The sequence below is a fragment of the Pseudomonas bohemica genome, from assembly GCF_002934685.1.
GTDB lineage: Bacteria > Pseudomonadota > Gammaproteobacteria > Pseudomonadales > Pseudomonadaceae > Aquipseudomonas > Aquipseudomonas bohemica.
Map to the genome: position 1 here is coordinate 119,861 of NZ_NKHL01000105.1, position 15,782 is coordinate 135,642.

A 15,782-nucleotide genomic window follows, 5' to 3' on the forward strand; every position below is an offset into this window, starting at 1 on the left:
CCTTCATCAAAGCCAGACCGCGTCCCACAGCGGATAATCGTGCACCCGCTTTACCAGTCCTGCGCGTATCGGATTGGCGATTATGTAGCGGGCGGTGGACTGTATGTCTTCTTCATGGCGGACAGCGCGGTCATGGAAGCTTCTTTGCCAAAACTGGCCAGACCTGTCCAGATACGCATTCACCTCTCGCGCGGCTCGGGACTTGACCCTGTGCACGATTGCCGACAGCTCGCTCTGTTTGAGTTGGACCAGCCAGTGAAAGTGATCTGGCATCACCACCCAAGCCAGTGACTCTGCCAAGTCATCCTGTTGTACTTTGCGAAACTGATGCACCAGCAGCCGGCCCGCCCGCCAGTCGCTGAAAAACGGCTGGCGGTTATAAGTGACGGCCGTGATCATGTAAATCTGACCTGTTTGAGAGTAACGGCCGAGGCGCAGTCGCCTGGAACTGGCAGGTACGGACATTCCATGTCTTCCTGGTTTTATGCGGGGCGCCAAGGCTACTGTGTTGAGCGAGAAAGCGTGTCCGTTGTCTGCTTCAGAATGTGAACATATGGCTCGCTGGCTTCCACCAAGTCAGGTTCGCCGCCGCTGTTCGGGCTGGCACAATCCCTGTAGGAGACGTCGGAGGTTACGACGGCAGCGAAGGCGGTGGATCAGTTATGGATGTGCTGTCTGGCACTACGCTTTCGCGGCAGTCGCACGGCTCCGGCAGCTCCCACAGGTTCTGCGCCGGGCTTGAGCATCTGCATCTGCTGTCGATCTTGCTCTTCAAACGCGAAGTTCAGACGCCGCCGAACGCGACGATCAAAGGCCGGCCCGGCCGGGCTGCTACTGGGGATCGTGTGTATGCGCATAATTCCGATACGCCGCGTAACTTGTGGAAGACGTCGGAGGTTACGACGGCAGCGAAGGCGGTGTATGCGGCCGACGAATATTTCACTTTCTCCGACGTCGTGAGACGCACTTGCAGCGTCTGAGCGAACAATCAATGCACCATGCGTCTGGACTCCGCCACTCCTTCCTTGAGGATGTCGTTGAGTTCACGCCAGGGGTACCGCGCGCCAGCACCGGATATCGCACAGGCTTCGGTATGCCTGAACGGCTCGTCCGTCGCAGGGCATTGGCTGGCGCCGCACGACCGGCAAACCAGCTTGTGCCCGTGGACGATCCAGTCTTTGTTCCAGCAATCCATGGTGAAAGGGGGACGTCTGTTCGGCATACATACACCTCCCGGCGTTGAGGACGCAGTGGTCGGTTCGATTGAGGTGACGGGGATTGTCGGAGGCGAGCGGACGGCTGGACGTCATCCCCGAGGACTTCACAGGGCAGTGTAGGCGGGTTTATCGAAAGCGTGAGACGGTTTGTCGGGAGGCGGCAGATGGCTTGATTCGCGCCGGTCCAGGCCTCGGTTTCTCGATCCGGAACCGGCGACAACACTAGAGCGCTCGATTCAGTCTACCAATGCGCCCAATGCCGCCAGTGCAATTTCATCGTCGTGGGCGGGGGTGTCGGCGCTGACGCCGATGCCGCCGATCACCTGTCCGTTGCGCGTGACCGGCTGACCGCCTTTCATCATCACCAGGCCTGCGGTGACTGCTGCGAACCGCCCGCCATTGACTGCTTTCTCCAGATCGTCCGAAGGACGCTTGAACAACGCCGCCGTGCGCGCCTTGCCTTGCGCCAGATCGGAACCTGCCACCACCGGCGCGCCATCCATTCGCGCCGACGCCAGGTTCCAGCCGCCGTCATCAACGACCGAAATAGCGCAGGGCCAGTGATGCGCGTCGGCATAGGCGCGAGCGGTCTGTACCAGCTTGATCGCCGAGTCGAGGCCCAGTACCGGCTTCTGTTCAGTGGGTGGGGTGGTTTCAGCTTGTGCACCAGCACCCCATGCAAACGTCATGAGGCTGAAGGTAATGAGCAAGCGATTGGATCTTGACTGCATTGTGTCGGTCACTCTTGAGGAAAAACCCAAGATAAACCGGAAGCAGATGACGAGTATTAGACGAAAACGGCGAAATCGTTACCTTCGGGTAATGATATTCCTTCGGCTGTTTTACCTCGGATCATCTTAACCCTGGCTGCGTAAACGAGCCTCTCGCTCGACGCATGCCACCAGAAAATCCATAACCGCCTTCACGGAAGGCGAGCGACGCAGGTCGGGATACACCGTCAGCCACAGGTCGCGCGCAGGAGCTTCGCTGTCAACGAGCAGGCGCTGGAGCGCAGGGTCGTTATCGCCAACCGTGGTCGGCAGCACCACCGCGCCGACGCCAGACCTAGCGGCCATTTGCTGAGACATCAGGTCGCCGGCAGCGAACACCACCGGACGATGGCGGCGGATCTGGTGAAGCCAGGCCTGCTGGGGCAGATGATCGCGACTGTCGTCGTAGGCGATGAAGGTCCACTGCTCGGCTGGGCGCCTGGAGAACTCGACGCTGCCGTACAAGGCGAAGCGGACGACGCCGATTTTTCGGCGCACCAGCGCGTCTTCTTCCGGGCGAACCGTGCGCAGGGCGATGTCCGCTTCACCTTTGTCCAAAGCGGCCATGGACAGCGACGGCAGCAGGACAACGTTCAGCCCGGGATGCTGCTGGCGCAATCCGGCGATGTGCGGGGCAAGGGTGTGGATCGCCAACGAGGGCGGGGCGCTGACCCGGACGGTTCCCGCCACGTCAATCGACGCTACTCGCGATAGCTGCCGTACCTCACCGGCGATCCTCGGCAGGGGGCAGAGGATGCGGTTCAACGCACGTCCGGCTTCCGTCAATGGGCGGCTTCTGGGCAGCCGATCCACCAATCGAAGGCCCAAGGCTTTTTCCAGCGCGTCGAGGCGACGACCCACGGTGGCGTGCTCGACGCGCAGTTCTCTGGCGGCGGCTGAGAGCGATTGCGTCCGCGCCAGGACAGTGAAGAAATAAAGATCCTGCCAGTCGAGCATCGGTCAATTTCCGATCGGAGGGTGTGAGGGATTTGGGAATTATCGATCTGAGCGCACCGTTCTATCATGGATTCCGTCATTGAGGGACGTGCGCTGCGCACGGCCCTCTGAACATTCTGCGCAAGGAGTCTTCACCTGATGAAAGGCATCATGATCGAAAACTATGGCGGGCCTGAGGTCGTGCAGCTACGCACGGACTTGCCCAAACCTTCGGCGACGCCGGGGCAGGTGGTGGTCAAGGTCGCCTGTGCAGGGATCAATTTCATGGATGTGCACACGCGTCAGGGGAAGTACGCGGCCTCGGTCACTTACCCGGTTCGTGCGCCGTGCACGCTGGGTATGGAAGGTTCGGGGGTGATCGTTGAAGTGGGCGAAGGCGTGCATCATCTTGCGGTCGGTGATCGCGTGGCCTGGTGCATCTCGTGGGGCAGTTATGCTGAATACGCTGCTGTTCCCGCGCAACGAATCGCGAAGATTCCCGACGGTATCGCTTTCGATCTGGCCGCCGCGGCCATCTTCCAGGGCGCTACGGCGCACTATCTGGTGGAGGACATCGCGCACTTGAGTCCGGGCAGCAGTTGTCTGGTTCACGCGGCGTCCGGCAGCATCGGGCAGTTGCTGGTGCAGATGGCCAGGGCGCGAGGGGCGAAGGTGTTCGCCACGGCCAGCACCGAGCAAAAATGTGCGATCGCCGTCGCCCGGGGCGCCGATCACGCCATGCTCTATGACGAAGGTCATTTCGCTGACCGAATCCGCGAAGCGACCCTCGGCAGGGGCGTGGATGTGGTGTTCGATTCGTTGGGTAAAAGTACCTTGCGTGACAGCTTTCGGGCCTGCCGTACCCGTGGCCTGATCGTCAACTACGGCAACGTTTCCGGCTCGGTGACCGACCTGGACCCGATAGAGCTGGGCGAGGCCGGCTCGCTGTTTTTGACCCGCCCGCGGTTGGCCGATCACATGGGTGACGGCCAAACCGTCCAGCGCCGCGCCGATGCGGTATTCGGGGCGATTCTCGAAGGCTCGCTGAACATCGAGATCGAAGGGCGCTACCGGATGGAAGAGGTGCAGGCGATTCATGCGCGCATTGAGGCTCGTGAGCAGATCGGCAAGTCAGTGATGTGCATCGACGGGGCTCATTGAGCGTGGTTTGAAACCTCGTCCCTTCCGTAACCCTGATCGTCGAACGAGTCCTGATAAAACGCCTTTAGCGTTTCAATGAACTCCTCGGCGATTCGGGTGCGTTTCTCCGCGGGCGGCCAGATGACATAAGTGGGGAACAGAATGTCCGGCTTGAACGGGCGGATCACAATCTCGCGGTGCTGATAATCCCGCGCGACCAGGGGATGGGCCAGGGTGACGCCCATGCCCAGCGCCACCATCTCGCAGTTGATCGCGCTGTATTGCGCCTCCACGGCCATGACCCGCTCGACGCCTGCCGTTTCGAACACCCCATCGACCAGAGATCGCGTGCCGTCGCCGTGGCACAGCGAGACAAAGGTTTCGCCTTCCAGGTCGGTGCAGTCGATATGCGCGCGGTCCGCCAATCGGTGTGAGGCAGGCAAGACGCAGACGGCTGCCACCGTCGCCAGCAACTCGATCTGCTGGCTGCTGACGTCGCCCGGGTGAACCACGATGCCCAGGTCGCAGAACTGCGACTTGACCCATTGCTCGACCGTGGGCGAGGAGTTCACGTGCAGCGACACGGTCAGTTCGGGCCGCGAATCGGTGAAGGTTTTCAGCACCCTCGGAATCACGCTCAGGCCGGTCGACGGCACGGCGGCCACCCTTAACCGCCCAGTGCCCAGGTTGCGGATGTTCTTGGCCGAGAGTCTCAGGCTGTCCATGCCGACATAGGCCCGCTCGACCTCCTGAAAGAACGCTTGGCCTTCTTGCGTCGGGATCAGCCGCACGCCTGCACGCTTGAACAAGGTCAGCCCCGTGCTCAATTCCAGCTGGGAAATCAGCCGGCTGACGTTGGGCTGAGAGGTGTACAGCACCTCGGCGGCCGCCGTCATCGATCCCAGACGCATGACGCTGCGAAACGCTTCGATCTGCCGCAAATTCATGCTGACCTCCATATCAAATATGAATAACTAACCCGGATATCCGTATTTGACCATATGGGAGGGCTGTCGCAATACTCGAATCAGCAACCCAAAGCGCACATGAAGATGCGCCACCCCGCGATGGATTCGCCGGGAGCATGCACCGTGCATGCATGGCTTCGGTTCATCCTGAAGCGACTGACGCATTGTTCGATCTGCCCCACGCACTTCGGAGATAGTCTGTGATTAGCCCTAACTCGACCTCAGCAACACAGCCGTTTCGCCCGTTCAACCGTCTCGCGGTTGCCGTTACCCTGACGCTCGCGGGTTTGAGCAGCGCTCCGGCGTTCGCCGAATCGACGCTGTACGTCGCCGGTGTCGGCGGCTCCACCGAGCAGATGTACAAGACCAGGATCATTCCCGCATTCGAGAAGCAGCATGGCGTCAAGGTGGTCTACGTCGCCGGTAACTCCACCGAAACCCTGGCCAAGTTGCAGGCGCAGAAGGGGCGCCAGCAGATCAACGTGGCGATGATGGATGACGGCCCGATGTACCAGGCATTGCAGATGGGGCTGTGTGAAAAGCTCAGCGACGCGCCGGTGTACAAGGACCTTTACCCCCTCGCGCGATTGAGTCCTGAAGCGACCGGGATCGGCGTCGTGGCGACCGGCATCGGCTACAACGAAGAGGCCTTCAAGAAACGGGGCTGGGCGGCGCCCGACTCGTGGGAAAACCTCACTGACCCCCGTTACAAGCAACTGCTGGGTATGCCTCCGGTGACCAACACCTATGGCCTGCACACGCTGGTGGAAATGGCTCGTCTGCGCGGCGGCGGCGAGAAGAATATCGACCCCGGCTTCAAGGCGCTCAAGGATGAAATCGGCCCGAACGTCCTGGCCTGGGTGTCGGCGCCCGGCGAGATGGACGGCATGATGCAGAACGGCGACGTGGTCATGGCGGTGTATGGCAGCGGCCGTGCGGTGGCCCTGCAGGGCACCGGTTTCCCGCTGAAATTCATCTACCCCAAGGAAGGCGGTATCGCGTTGCAGATCGCGGCGTGCAGCGTCACCCCCAATGCGCAATCGGAAATCGCCCAAGCGTTCATCCAATACGTACTGTCGCCCGAAGTCCAGCAAATCCAGGCCCGGGAGAACGGCTTTGCACCGGTCAACCAGACCGTCACCTTGCCGCCGGACATTGCCGCGCGGATGCCCTATGGACCGGACAAGGTCAACGCGTTGATCAAGGTTGACTGGGACACCATCAACCAGCAGCGCGGCGAGTGGACGACCCGCTGGAATCGTACCGTCGAGCGCTGATCGCTGACCTGATCGCACAACGCCCCGATCCTTCCGAAAACCATACTGGAGACGCAGGTTCGCCTGCGTGGCACGCCAATGGCATTTCTCACGCTCGAAGGCATCGTCAAGACCTACGGCAATTTCAAGGCGATTGACGGTTTGAATCTGGAAGTCCGGCATGGCGAGTTCGTCGCCTTGCTCGGTCCGTCCGGCTGCGGTAAGACCACCACCCTGCAATCGATCGCCGGCTTCGTTCAGCCCACTGAAGGGCGGATCATCCTCGACGGTCGCGATATCACCCACGTGCGCCCCGAGCAGCGCGGCCTGGGTATTGTCTTTCAAAGCTACGCGCTGTTCCCGCACATGACCGTGGCGCAGAACATCAGCTTCGGCCTGGAGATGCGCGGCGTGCCCAAGGCCGAGCGCGGCAAGCGCATCGATGAGGCCCTGGATCTAGTGCGCCTGGCTGGCCTCGGCGAGCGCTATCCCAAAGCGTTGTCGGGCGGGCAGCGGCAACGTGTGGCAATTGCCCGGGCGTTGGCCATTCGACCGAATCTGCTGTTGCTCGACGAGCCGATGTCCAACCTCGACGCCAAGCTGCGCGAAGAGATGCACATCGAATTGCGGGCGATTCAACGGGAGTTGGGCATCACCACGATTCTGGTGACCCACGATCAGGTGGAAGCCATGACCATGAGCGACCGGATCGCGGTAATGCAGAAGGGCCGCATCGTGCAGATCGACACCCCGTTCGAAGCCTACGAGCGACCACATTCACCGTTCGCTTCGGCGTTTCTGGGCAAAACCAACGCCTTCGCTGGCGCCGTGCAATTGCGTAATGAACGCTGCTGTCACGTGCAGGTTCACGACACCGTGCTACACGTGCCCCACGAAGACCGCGCGCTGGGCAACGACGTCAACGTCTACATCCGTCCGGAGAAAGTACGCCTCACCGCTGTGGACAACGGCCGTGTCAACGGCCGCATCCGTTTGCGGGTGTTCCTTGGCAATCTGTGGCTGATCGCCGTGGAAAGCCGTTTGGGCCTGGTGCACATGACTCAGCCCAACCTCGGCACGCCGCCGCCAGAGGAGGGCAGCGAGGTGGGGCTGGACTGGTCCGATGACGACTTGCGTCTGCTCGACAGGGAGGTTGCCCATGGCCATGTATGACGCCGAACGCGTCGGTGCCGCCCCGTGGATTCTCAGTGGTCCGGCGCTGCTGGTGTTCATCGCCTTGCTGCTGGCGCCGCTGCTGCTGACCGCTGTGCTGTCGCTGAATCTGTTCAGTGACAGCGAGGGGGTGATGCCGGGTTACAGCCTCGGCAATTACCTTGAGGTGTTCAAGGACAGTTATTTCCACGAGATCTTCCTGCGCACCGGCGGCATGGCCCTGGCGGTAACGGTGCTGTGCGTGCTGCTGGGCATTCCGGAGACCATCATCATTGCGCGCATGGCGCCACGCTGGCGCTCGCTGTTCTTGCTGGTGGTGCTGGGACCTTTGCTGATTTCAGTGGTGGTGCGCACCCTGGGCTGGGCGATCCTGCTGGGCAACAACGGTTTGATCAACGACGCCTTGCAGGCGCTGGGGATCGTCGATCAACCGGTAAAAATGCTCTTCACCCAGGTCGGCGTGATCATCGCCCTGACTCACGTGCTGGTGCCGTTCATGGTCATCGCGGTCTGGGCCACGCTGCAGCGTCTGGACCTGCAGGTCGAGTGGGCGGGGCTGTCCCTCGGTGCTTCGCGGCTGACCGTGTTTCGCCGGATCATCCTGCCGCAGATCATGCCCGGTGTGCTGTCCGGGTCGATCATCGTGTTCGCCCTGGCAGCCTCGGCTTTCGCCACCCCGGCCATCATCGGCGGGCGGCGTTTGAAGGTGGTGGCAACCGCTGCTTATGACGAGTTCCTCGGCACCCTCAACTGGCCCCTTGGCGCGGCCATTGCGATGCTGCTTCTGCTGGCGAACCTGATCATCATTCTGGGTTGCAGCAAGCTGGCCGAGCGCCGCTTCAAGCAAGTCTTCGAGTAGACGACCATGCACAAGAACGGATTTTTCTCGCTGCTGTTTCATGCCGCCTTCGTCGCCTTCATCGTCGCGCCGCTGCTGGTGGTGGTTGCGATGGCGTTCACTGGCAAGGGCTACCTGTCGCTGCCCACTGATGGCCTGTCGCTGCGTTGGTTTGGGGCGTTGCTGGACAATCAGGAAATGCTCGACGCCTTCATGTTATCGATCAAGCTGGGGCTGGCGTCGGCAACCATTGCTGCATTGCTGGCGATCCCGGCGGCCCTGGCCATCAGCCGCTACGACTTTCCCGGACGCGGCGCGGTAACCGGGTTTCTGCTGTCGCCGCTGATGATTCCGTCAGTGGTGCTGGGCATCGCGTTCCTGCGCTTCTTTTCCCTGGCGCACATCGGCGGTTCGCTCTGGGCGCTGACCCTGACCCACGTGATCGTGGTGCTGCCCTATGCGCTGCGCCTGACCCTGGCCTCGACCATTGGCCTGGAGCGCGACATCGAGCAGGCGGCGATGTCGCTCGGCGCCAGTCGCTGGACGGCGTTTTACCGAGTGGTGTTGCCGCGCATCCGCACCGGTGTGGTCGGCGGCTGGATGCTCGCGTTTATCCAGAGTTTCGACGAGCTGACCATGACCGTGTTCGTGGCGACTCCCGGCACCACGACCTTGCCGGTGGCGATGTACAACCAGATATCCCAGACGATCGACCCGTTGATTACGGCGATATCCACGGTGCTGATCATCGGCACTCTGTTGTTGATGCTGATACTCGACCGCATGGTCGGGCTTGACCGGGTATTGATCGGAGAAGGCAAATGAGCCAGCAGATACAGGACGTCACCCAGGCCCAGGTGATCGTTATCGGCGGCGGGCTGGTGGGCACGGCGGTGGCCTATGGGCTGTCGCGCAGCGGTGCCGACACCGTGGTGTTGGACCAGGGCGACGATGCGTTCCGCGCTTCGCGGGGCAATTTCGGGCTGGTCTGGGTACAGGGCAAAGGCCACGACCTGCCGGACTACTCGCGCTGGACCCGCTCATCCGCCAGCCGCTGGCCGGGCTTTGCCGAGGCGTTGATGGCCGACAGCGGCATCGATGTGCAGCTTAAACAACCTGGCGGTTTTCACATGTGCTTCAGTGACGAAGAACTGCTGGAGCGCCAGTCGCGCTTGCAGACCCTGCAGGATGCACTGGGCGACTATCCCTTCCAAATGCTCGACGCCGCTGAGCTGAAGGCACGCCTGCCATTGATCGGTCCCGCCGTGGTCGGCGCCAGTTACACGCCCCAGGATGGCCACGTCAATCCGCTGAAACTGCTGCGCGCCTTGCACACGTCGGCCCAGGCAAACGGCGCGAGGTTCCACGCTGGGGTGCACGTCGATCGCATCGACGGCGCGCCGGGAGAATTCTGCGTCACGGCAGGCCAGCGTCGCTTCGTCGCCCCGCGCGTCGTCCTCGCTGCCGGCTTGGGCAATCCGGGGCTGGCGCGGCAGGTCGGGTTGCATGCGCCGGTCGCGCCCAATCGCGGGCAGGTGCTGATCAGCGAGCGTGTCCGGCCGTTTCTCGATTACCCGACCATCAACGTGCGACAGACCGATGAGGGCACCGTGCAGTTGGGCGACTCGATGGAGGAGGTGGGTTTCGACGACAGCACCTCCACCGAAGTGCTCGCCGCGATTGCCCGGCGCGGTGTGTCAACGTTCCCGCTGTTACGCGACGTTCGGCTGATCCGTGCCTGGGGCGCGTTGCGGGTGATGAGTCCCGATGGTTTCCCGATTTACCAGCAATCGGCCCAGCATCCCGGCGCGTTCGTGGTCACCTGCCACAGCGGCGTCACGTTGGCCGCCGCCCATGCGCTGCGCATCGCGCCGTGGATTCTGGGCGGCGCGATGCCTGACGAACTGGGCGTTTTTTCCGGCGAGCGTTTTCTGACTGACAAGGTGTTTTCCCATGCGCACTGATCCGCTGTTCAAACCGGTCGCCAGCGAAGTCAGCTCGACACGCACCGTGGCCCTGACCTTCAACGACCAACCGCTGAGCGTGCCCGCGGGCAGCAGCGTCGCCGCGGCACTGCTGATGTCCGGTATCAGCCGCTTGCGCGCCACGCCCGTCAGTGAATCGCCCCGCGCACCGTATTGCATGATGGGTGTGTGCTTCGAATGCCTGGTGGAAATCGACGGTGTGCCCAATCGCCAGAGCTGCCTGATCGAGGTCCGTGAAGGCATGCGCATTCGCTCTCAGGAAGGCGCCCGGGATCTGATTTTTCAACCTGTGAATGTGCAGACCCTCGAGGTGCCGTCATGAGCCTTTTGAGTGTCGATGTGGCGGTGATAGGCGCGGGCGCCGCGGGCATGTCGGCCTCGGTTGCGCTGGCAGGCCTGGGCTTGCAGGTGGTCTTGCTCGACGAGCAGGGCAGTCCCGGCGGGCAGATTTACCGGGGCATCACGCTGGCGCCTCTGTCGCGCCGCGACATGCTCGGACCGGATTACGCGCACGGCCACACTTTGGCTCAGGCGCTTGCGGCTTCCACCGTGCGCTACGAGAAAGGCGCCGCAGTGTGGCAGGTGACCCGCGAGCATAAGGTCACTTACCTGCGCGACGGACGCTTGCAGACCGTGCAGGCCAGGGCCGTGCTGTTGGCGACCGGGGCGATGGAACGACCTTTTCCGATCCCCGGCTGGACCCTGCCCGGCGTGATGAGTGCCGGCGCCGCGCAGATTCTGCTGAAAAGCTCAGGCTTGGCGCCCGCCGAGCCGGTGGTACTGGCGGGCTGCGGGCCGTTGCTCTACCTGCTTGGCTGGCAATACCTGCGCGCCGGGGTGCAGATCAAGGCACTGGTCGATACCACGCGCCCTGAAGATTACTGGCGTGCGCGGCGGCATCTGTTCGCGGCGCTGCGCGCCTGGCCGTATCTGCGCAAGGGGCTGGACCTGATGCGCAGCCTGCGCAGTGCGGGTATCGCCCATTACACCGGCGCCGAGCAGTTGGCGGTAGAAGGCAGCGAGGCCGCCAGCGCGCTGACTTTCAGCGTCGGCGGCAAGGCGCAACGGGTGGCGACGCGCTGCGTGCTGCTGCATCAGGGCGTGGTGCCGAACATCCAGTTCAGTCAATCGCTGCGCGCCCGGCATCACTGGGACGAGAACCAGCTGTGTTTCAGCCCGGTGAGCGACGCTTGGGGCCAGCTGGATGTGCCCGGCATCTACGTCGCCGGAGACGGCGCTGGTATTGGTGGCGCTCAGGCGGCAGCGTTGCAGGGCAAGCTGGCAGCGCTGGGGATTGCCTCGCGTCTGGGTAGGCTCAGCGATGCCGAGCGTGAGCGTCAGGCCGCGCCGTTGCGCACTGGCCTTGAGGCCAATCTGCGAATCCGGCCGTTTCTCGATGCGGTTTATCAAGCCAAGGAAGAAAATCGCATTCCCGCAGACGAGGTCATGGTTTGTCGCTGCGAGGAAGTCAGCGCTGGCGAATTGCGCAAGTTCGTGGCCTTGGGATGCGCCGGACCCAATCAGGCCAAAGCCTTCGGCCGTTGCGGCATGGGGCCGTGTCAGGGCCGCATGTGTGGCCTGACCGTGACCGAAGTCATCGCCAAGGCGCGGGGCGTGTCGGCAGGAGAAGTGGGCTATTACCGCATTCGTCCGCCGATCAAGCCGATCACGTTGGGGGAACTCGCCGGTGAATAGGCCCCCGGTGAGAGAGTCGAGCGCGAGGCAGCGCGATGTGCTGGTCATCGGCGGCGGTATTCATGGCCTCAGCACGGCCTTTCATCTGGCTCGGCGCGGGGTCGCGGTCACCGTGCTTGAAGCCGATTATTGCGGGCGCCATGCCTCCGGGGTGAATGCGGGCGGGGTGCGCACCCTCGGGCGTCACATCGAGGAAATTCCTTTGGCCCTGTCGTCGCGAGCCCTTTGGCACGAACTCAAGCACACCGTGGGTGACGACGGTGGTTTCGTGCCCAGCGGTCAGCTGAAACTGGCGGAAAACCCCGCCGAGCTTGAGCAATGCCGCCAGCGAGTGCAGCAGCTTCAGACGCTGGGATTCGAACACGAAGTGCTGATCGATCAGCAAGCGGTCTTCGAGATCATTCCCACGGTCGCCCGGCACGTCGTCGGCGGCATCTGGGTCAAGGACGACGGCTACGCGGTGCCCTACAAAACGGTCACGGCGTTCCGCCTGGCGGCGGAAAAACTTGGCGTGCGGGTGCACGAAAGCGCCCCGGCGCAACGCATCGAACAAAGTGGCAGCCTGTGGAAAGTCACGACGCCTGGCGGTGTATTCAGCGCTGAGCACTTGGTGGTTACCGCAGGCGCATGGGCGCGGGAGCTGGCGGCGCAGGTGGGCGAAGCAGTGCCGGCCCACCCGGAAGGGCTGATGCTGATGGTCACGCACCGCGTCGCGCCGTTCTGCGCGCCGGTATTGGGTGCGACGGGCCGTTCGCTGTCGTTCAAGCAATTTGCCAACGGCACCGTAGTGATCGGCGGCAAGCTGATTGGCTCACTGGACTTTCCCGCGCGTCACGGCGAAGTCGATATGACGCGCCTCGGTACCAGCGCCCGCACGGTGACCGATCTTTTTCCACACTTGAAGCATCTGGGCGTCAATCGCGTCTGGGCCGGAGTCGAGGCATTCACGGCCGACGATCTTCCGGTCATTGGCCCGAGCCGCAAGGCCAGCAACCTGAGCTATTCGTTCGGCTTTTGCGGCAGTGGCTTCCAGATGGGGCCCGGCACCGGAAAACGCCTGGCGCAGCAGATACTCGGCGAACATTCGGAGATCTCCCTGGACGCGTTCGCGGTCGATCGATTCGACGCAGCGAGCCCCGCGCCCACCCCGGTTTTTCAACCCGCTACAACCATCCCGCACCATTGAGGAGTTCACATGCTGGAAATCACCCGTATCGAAACCAATCAGCGCATGAGCCGCGTCGTCCAGTGCAACGGTTTCACTTTTCTCGGCGGCCAGACCGCTACCGACCGCACCCTGGACATCAAAGGCCAGACCGCACAGGTGCTGGAAAAGATCGACAACTTCCTGGCCAAGGCCGGACTGGACAAGACGCGGATCCTCAGTGCGCAGGTGTGGCTGTCGGACATTCAGGCTAACTTCGCCGGCATGAACGAAGTGTGGGACGCCTGGGCGCCGGAAGGACAGGCGCCGGCTCGCGCCACGGTTGAGTCACGCCTGGCCGCGCCGGATCTGCTGGTTGAAATCACGGTCGTTGCTGCAGGCTGAGGCAACTAGATACAGGGCCAGAAGCGTGCTACTGGCCCTGTATGGCGTAAGCGCCTCAGGCGAATCCCACCACGGCATGCGGAACGTACGGCGCTTCCAGCTCGGCGCGTTCGCTGTCGCTGAGCTTGAGCTCGACGGCCGCCAATGCGTCGTCCAGGTGCCCGGTGCGCGAAGCGCCGACAATCGGTGCGCTGATGCCGGGATGCGAGAGCACCCAGGCCAGGGCCACCTGTGCCGGTGCTACACCTCGCGCCTCGGCTACCCTGGCAACGGCTTCGACCACCTTGCGATCGGCGTCCGCGGTGTGGGCGTACAGCGTCTTGCCGAACTCGTCGGACTCGGCCCGTTCACTGCTTTCATTCCAGGGGCGTGTGAGGCGGCCGCGGGCGAGCGGGCTCCAGGGCATGACGCCAATGCCTTGCGCCTGACACAGCGGCAGCATTTCGCGTTCTTCTTCGCGGTACAGCAGGTTTACGTAATTCTGCATGGTCGAAAAACGTGTCCAGCCATTGGCACTTGAGGTATGCAGCATCGTCGCAAATTGCCAGGCGAACATGGATGAGGCACCGATGTAGCGGACCTTCCCGGCCTTGACCAGATCGTGCAATGCCTCCAGCGTTTCCTCGATCGGGGTGTCGTAGTCGAAGCGGTGAATCTGATACAGATCGATGTAGTCAGTGCCCAGCCGGCGAAGTGAATTATCTGCTTCCTGCAAAATGGCCTTGCGACTCAAACCAGCGCCGTTGGGGCCTTCATGCATGCGTCCGTTGACCTTGGTGGCGATGACGATTTCGTCGCGGCGGGCGAAATCCTTGAGCGCTCGTCCAACGATCTCTTCGGAGGTGCCGTCGGAATAGACGTTGGCGGTATCGGAAAAGTTGATCCCGGCCTCGACCGCCTGACGAATGAGTGGGCGACTCTGATCTTCGTCCAACGTCCACGGGTGCGTTCCACGCCCCGGCACGCCATAGGTCATGCAACCCAGGCAGATGGGTGAGACGTCAAGGCCGGTCTTTCCGAGTTTCGAATACTTCATGTGCATTCCTCCAAAGCGCTTTCGATCGGGGTATTGATTGAGCCCGGCGGGAATTTGTTCCGCGCCGCCCTGGGCCGTCGGGTGAGGAGGGCTAGCCATCGCTGCGATCCAATGGTCTCGCCGCAAGCTACCCCGCTTTGCTGAAGCACGATAGTGACCGGACAGGATACCTGTTGGCAAAAAACCCGAACTCATCGCCACGACACAAAGTCCACCTTCAATGCGCACGTTGCGTGTGGACCCTTTGAGGAGAGTGTCATGACGGATTACCCCAAACCGCCTTTTAAACCGCAGCAGCAGCCGGTGCCTGGCGATCAGAGCCGGATGGAGCCGTACCCGGATTGCGGCGAGACCAGCTACAAGGGGTCGGGCCGGCTGGACAACAAGATCGCCCTGATCACTGGTGCCGACAGCGGCATCGGCCGTGCGGTGGCCATCGCCTTCGCGCGTGAAGGTGCTGACGTTGCCATCTCGTATCTGGATGAGCATGAAGACGCCAAGGAGACCGCGCGCTGGGTCGAAGAGGCGGGCAGGCAGTGTCTGTTGCTGCCTGGGGATCTTGCGCAAAAAGAGCATTGTTCTGCCATCGTCAACGACACAGTTGCCAGGTTCGGGCGCATCGATGTACTGGTGAACAACGCCGCCTTCCAGATGAACCACAAGACACTGGAAGAGATTCCCGACGAAGAGTGGGTCAAGACTTTCGATATCAATATCACTGCCATGTTTCGCATCTGCAAGGCGGCGTTGCCGTCGATGGCGGCGGGCGGCTCGATCATCAACACCAGCTCGGTCAACTCAGACACCCCCAAGCCGACATTGCTGCCTTACGCGGCCACCAAGGGTGCGATCGCCAACTTCACCGCCGGGCTTGCGCAGATGCTCGGGCCGCGGGGTATCCGGGTGAACAGCGTAGCGCCGGGGCCGATCTGGACGCCGCTGATCGTATCGACCATGACCGAAGACGACGTGAAAAGCTTCGGCGAGGAAACGCCTTTGGGCAGGCCAGGCCAGCCGGTTGAGGTGGCGCCGATCTACGTCCTTCTCGCCTCGGATGAAGCGAGCTACATCTCCGGAACGCGGTATGGCGTGACCGGCGGTAAGCCGATACTGTGACGCAACACCGCTGCGGGCGGCGATACCACCCGCCGTCCGCACTGCGTTTTTTTCAAACGCGTTTTATCAGGAGAGCTCCTTTGTCAGGGGCTCTTTTCATTCG

18 protein-coding genes are annotated in these 15,782 nt (G+C 62.4%); 12 read left to right on the plus strand and 6 right to left on the minus strand.

All coding sequences use genetic code 11. From position 1 onward, the window contains the following. Positions 1-6 precede the first annotated feature (6 nt). On the minus strand, positions 7-465 hold the full coding sequence (locus CE491_RS12545) for an REP-associated tyrosine transposase (protein ID WP_110948663.1): 459 nt from the start codon (positions 463-465) through the stop codon (positions 7-9). A gap of 197 nt (positions 466-662) precedes the next feature. Between CE491_RS12545 and CE491_RS12550 the strand changes: the two genes are divergently transcribed. Beyond that, the gene (locus CE491_RS12550) at positions 663-980 is read left to right on the plus strand and encodes a hypothetical protein (protein ID WP_110948664.1); all 318 of its coding nucleotides are present in this window, start codon (positions 663-665) and stop codon (positions 978-980) included. Positions 981-988: 8 nt separating this feature from the next. Here the strand turns inward: CE491_RS12550 and CE491_RS12555 are convergent, their stop codons facing one another. The 3 genes from CE491_RS12555 to CE491_RS12565 all read right to left on the minus strand — a co-directional run bounded on the left by CE491_RS12555 (position 989) and on the right by CE491_RS12565 (position 2,944). Continuing rightward, a complete protein-coding gene (locus CE491_RS12555) occupies positions 989-1,222 on the minus strand; it encodes a hypothetical protein (RefSeq protein ID WP_110948665.1) in 234 nt (77 codons plus the stop codon). Positions 1,223-1,453: 231 nt separating this feature from the next. Beyond that, positions 1,454-1,906: a GlcG/HbpS family heme-binding protein gene (locus CE491_RS12560; RefSeq protein WP_199885081.1), complete on the minus strand. Its 453-nt coding sequence runs from the start codon at positions 1,904-1,906 to the stop codon at positions 1,454-1,456. A 168-nt stretch (positions 1,907-2,074) separates the two neighbouring features. After that, entirely contained in the window at positions 2,075-2,944 is an 870-nt protein-coding gene (locus CE491_RS12565; RefSeq protein ID WP_110948667.1) for a LysR family transcriptional regulator, read from the minus strand. 138 nt (positions 2,945-3,082) lie between these two features. Between CE491_RS12565 and CE491_RS12570 the strand changes: the two genes are divergently transcribed. After that, positions 3,083-4,084, plus strand: coding sequence for a quinone oxidoreductase family protein (locus tag CE491_RS12570; protein ID WP_110948668.1), 1,002 nt, complete (start codon positions 3,083-3,085; stop codon positions 4,082-4,084). Here CE491_RS12570 and CE491_RS12575 read toward each other — a convergent pair. After that, the gene (locus tag CE491_RS12575) at positions 4,078-5,010 is read right to left on the minus strand and encodes a LysR substrate-binding domain-containing protein (RefSeq protein ID WP_110948669.1); all 933 of its coding nucleotides are present in this window, start codon (positions 5,008-5,010) and stop codon (positions 4,078-4,080) included. The genes CE491_RS12570 and CE491_RS12575 overlap by 7 nt on opposite strands. Before the next feature lie 221 nt (positions 5,011-5,231). Between CE491_RS12575 and CE491_RS12580 the strand changes: the two genes are divergently transcribed. From CE491_RS12580 to CE491_RS12620, 9 genes are all read left to right on the plus strand, one after another. After that, on the plus strand, positions 5,232-6,308 hold the full coding sequence (locus CE491_RS12580; protein WP_110948670.1) for an ABC transporter substrate-binding protein: 1,077 nt from the start codon (positions 5,232-5,234) through the stop codon (positions 6,306-6,308). Between the two features lie 78 nt (positions 6,309-6,386). Further along, positions 6,387-7,460 carry an ABC transporter ATP-binding protein gene (locus CE491_RS12585; protein WP_110948671.1) on the plus strand — a complete coding sequence of 358 codons (1,074 nt, stop codon included), beginning with the start codon at positions 6,387-6,389 and terminating at the stop codon, positions 7,458-7,460. After that, positions 7,447-8,319, plus strand: coding sequence for an ABC transporter permease (locus CE491_RS12590; protein WP_110948672.1), 873 nt, complete (start codon positions 7,447-7,449; stop codon positions 8,317-8,319). Before CE491_RS12585 ends, CE491_RS12590 begins: the two co-directional genes overlap by 14 nt. Before the next feature lie 6 nt (positions 8,320-8,325). Beyond that, positions 8,326-9,123, plus strand: coding sequence for an ABC transporter permease (locus tag CE491_RS12595; protein WP_110948673.1), 798 nt, complete (start codon positions 8,326-8,328; stop codon positions 9,121-9,123). Continuing rightward, a complete protein-coding gene (locus CE491_RS12600) occupies positions 9,120-10,262 on the plus strand; it encodes an NAD(P)/FAD-dependent oxidoreductase (protein WP_110948674.1) in 1,143 nt (380 codons plus the stop codon). Before CE491_RS12595 ends, CE491_RS12600 begins: the two co-directional genes overlap by 4 nt. Next, positions 10,252-10,605 carry a (2Fe-2S)-binding protein gene (locus CE491_RS12605; RefSeq protein WP_110948675.1) on the plus strand — a complete coding sequence of 118 codons (354 nt, stop codon included), beginning with the start codon at positions 10,252-10,254 and terminating at the stop codon, positions 10,603-10,605. Before CE491_RS12600 ends, CE491_RS12605 begins: the two co-directional genes overlap by 11 nt. Then, positions 10,602-11,978 (plus strand): NAD(P)/FAD-dependent oxidoreductase, encoded by a 1,377-nt coding sequence (locus tag CE491_RS12610; protein WP_110948676.1) that lies wholly within the window; start codon positions 10,602-10,604, stop codon positions 11,976-11,978. Before CE491_RS12605 ends, CE491_RS12610 begins: the two co-directional genes overlap by 4 nt. Then, positions 11,971-13,164 (plus strand): NAD(P)/FAD-dependent oxidoreductase, encoded by a 1,194-nt coding sequence (locus CE491_RS12615; protein WP_234407582.1) that lies wholly within the window; start codon positions 11,971-11,973, stop codon positions 13,162-13,164. The genes CE491_RS12610 and CE491_RS12615 overlap by 8 nt, the downstream gene beginning before the upstream one ends. 12 nt (positions 13,165-13,176) lie before the next feature. Beyond that, positions 13,177-13,527: a RidA family protein gene (locus CE491_RS12620; RefSeq protein WP_407681341.1), complete on the plus strand. Its 351-nt coding sequence runs from the start codon at positions 13,177-13,179 to the stop codon at positions 13,525-13,527. Between the two features lie 55 nt (positions 13,528-13,582). Here CE491_RS12620 and CE491_RS12625 read toward each other — a convergent pair whose 3' ends face one another. Continuing rightward, the gene (locus CE491_RS12625; protein ID WP_110948679.1) at positions 13,583-14,563 is read right to left on the minus strand and encodes an aldo/keto reductase; all 981 of its coding nucleotides are present in this window, start codon (positions 14,561-14,563) and stop codon (positions 13,583-13,585) included. A 258-nt stretch (positions 14,564-14,821) separates the two neighbouring features. Here CE491_RS12625 and CE491_RS12630 point away from each other — a divergent pair, with 258 nt between their 5' ends. Next, entirely contained in the window at positions 14,822-15,679 is an 858-nt protein-coding gene (locus tag CE491_RS12630; protein ID WP_110948680.1) for an SDR family oxidoreductase, read from the plus strand. Positions 15,680-15,782 lie beyond the last annotated feature (103 nt).

What these genes read in the sequence shown, in the direction of transcription:
- CE491_RS12545 (WP_110948663.1), bottom strand. Translation starts at nt 465, where the DNA reads ATGTCCGTACCTGCCAGTTCCAGGCGACTGCGCCTCGGCCGTTACTCT.
- CE491_RS12550 (WP_110948664.1), top strand. Translation starts at nt 663, where the DNA reads ATGGATGTGCTGTCTGGCACTACGCTTTCGCGGCAGTCGCACGGCTCC.
- CE491_RS12555 (WP_110948665.1), bottom strand. Translation starts at nt 1,222, where the DNA reads ATGCCGAACAGACGTCCCCCTTTCACCATGGATTGCTGGAACAAAGAC.
- CE491_RS12560 (WP_199885081.1), bottom strand. Translation starts at nt 1,906, where the DNA reads ATGACGTTTGCATGGGGTGCTGGTGCACAAGCTGAAACCACCCCACCC.
- CE491_RS12565 (WP_110948667.1), bottom strand. Translation starts at nt 2,944, where the DNA reads ATGCTCGACTGGCAGGATCTTTATTTCTTCACTGTCCTGGCGCGGACG.
- CE491_RS12570 (WP_110948668.1), top strand. Translation starts at nt 3,083, where the DNA reads ATGAAAGGCATCATGATCGAAAACTATGGCGGGCCTGAGGTCGTGCAG.
- CE491_RS12575 (WP_110948669.1), bottom strand. Translation starts at nt 5,010, where the DNA reads ATGAATTTGCGGCAGATCGAAGCGTTTCGCAGCGTCATGCGTCTGGGA.
- CE491_RS12585 (WP_110948671.1), top strand. Translation starts at nt 6,387, where the DNA reads ATGGCATTTCTCACGCTCGAAGGCATCGTCAAGACCTACGGCAATTTC.
- CE491_RS12590 (WP_110948672.1), top strand. Translation starts at nt 7,447, where the DNA reads ATGGCCATGTATGACGCCGAACGCGTCGGTGCCGCCCCGTGGATTCTC.
- CE491_RS12595 (WP_110948673.1), top strand. Translation starts at nt 8,326, where the DNA reads ATGCACAAGAACGGATTTTTCTCGCTGCTGTTTCATGCCGCCTTCGTC.
- CE491_RS12600 (WP_110948674.1), top strand. Translation starts at nt 9,120, where the DNA reads ATGAGCCAGCAGATACAGGACGTCACCCAGGCCCAGGTGATCGTTATC.
- CE491_RS12605 (WP_110948675.1), top strand. Translation starts at nt 10,252, where the DNA reads ATGCGCACTGATCCGCTGTTCAAACCGGTCGCCAGCGAAGTCAGCTCG.
- CE491_RS12610 (WP_110948676.1), top strand. Translation starts at nt 10,602, where the DNA reads ATGAGCCTTTTGAGTGTCGATGTGGCGGTGATAGGCGCGGGCGCCGCG.
- CE491_RS12625 (WP_110948679.1), bottom strand. Translation starts at nt 14,563, where the DNA reads ATGAAGTATTCGAAACTCGGAAAGACCGGCCTTGACGTCTCACCCATC.
- CE491_RS12630 (WP_110948680.1), top strand. Translation starts at nt 14,822, where the DNA reads ATGACGGATTACCCCAAACCGCCTTTTAAACCGCAGCAGCAGCCGGTG.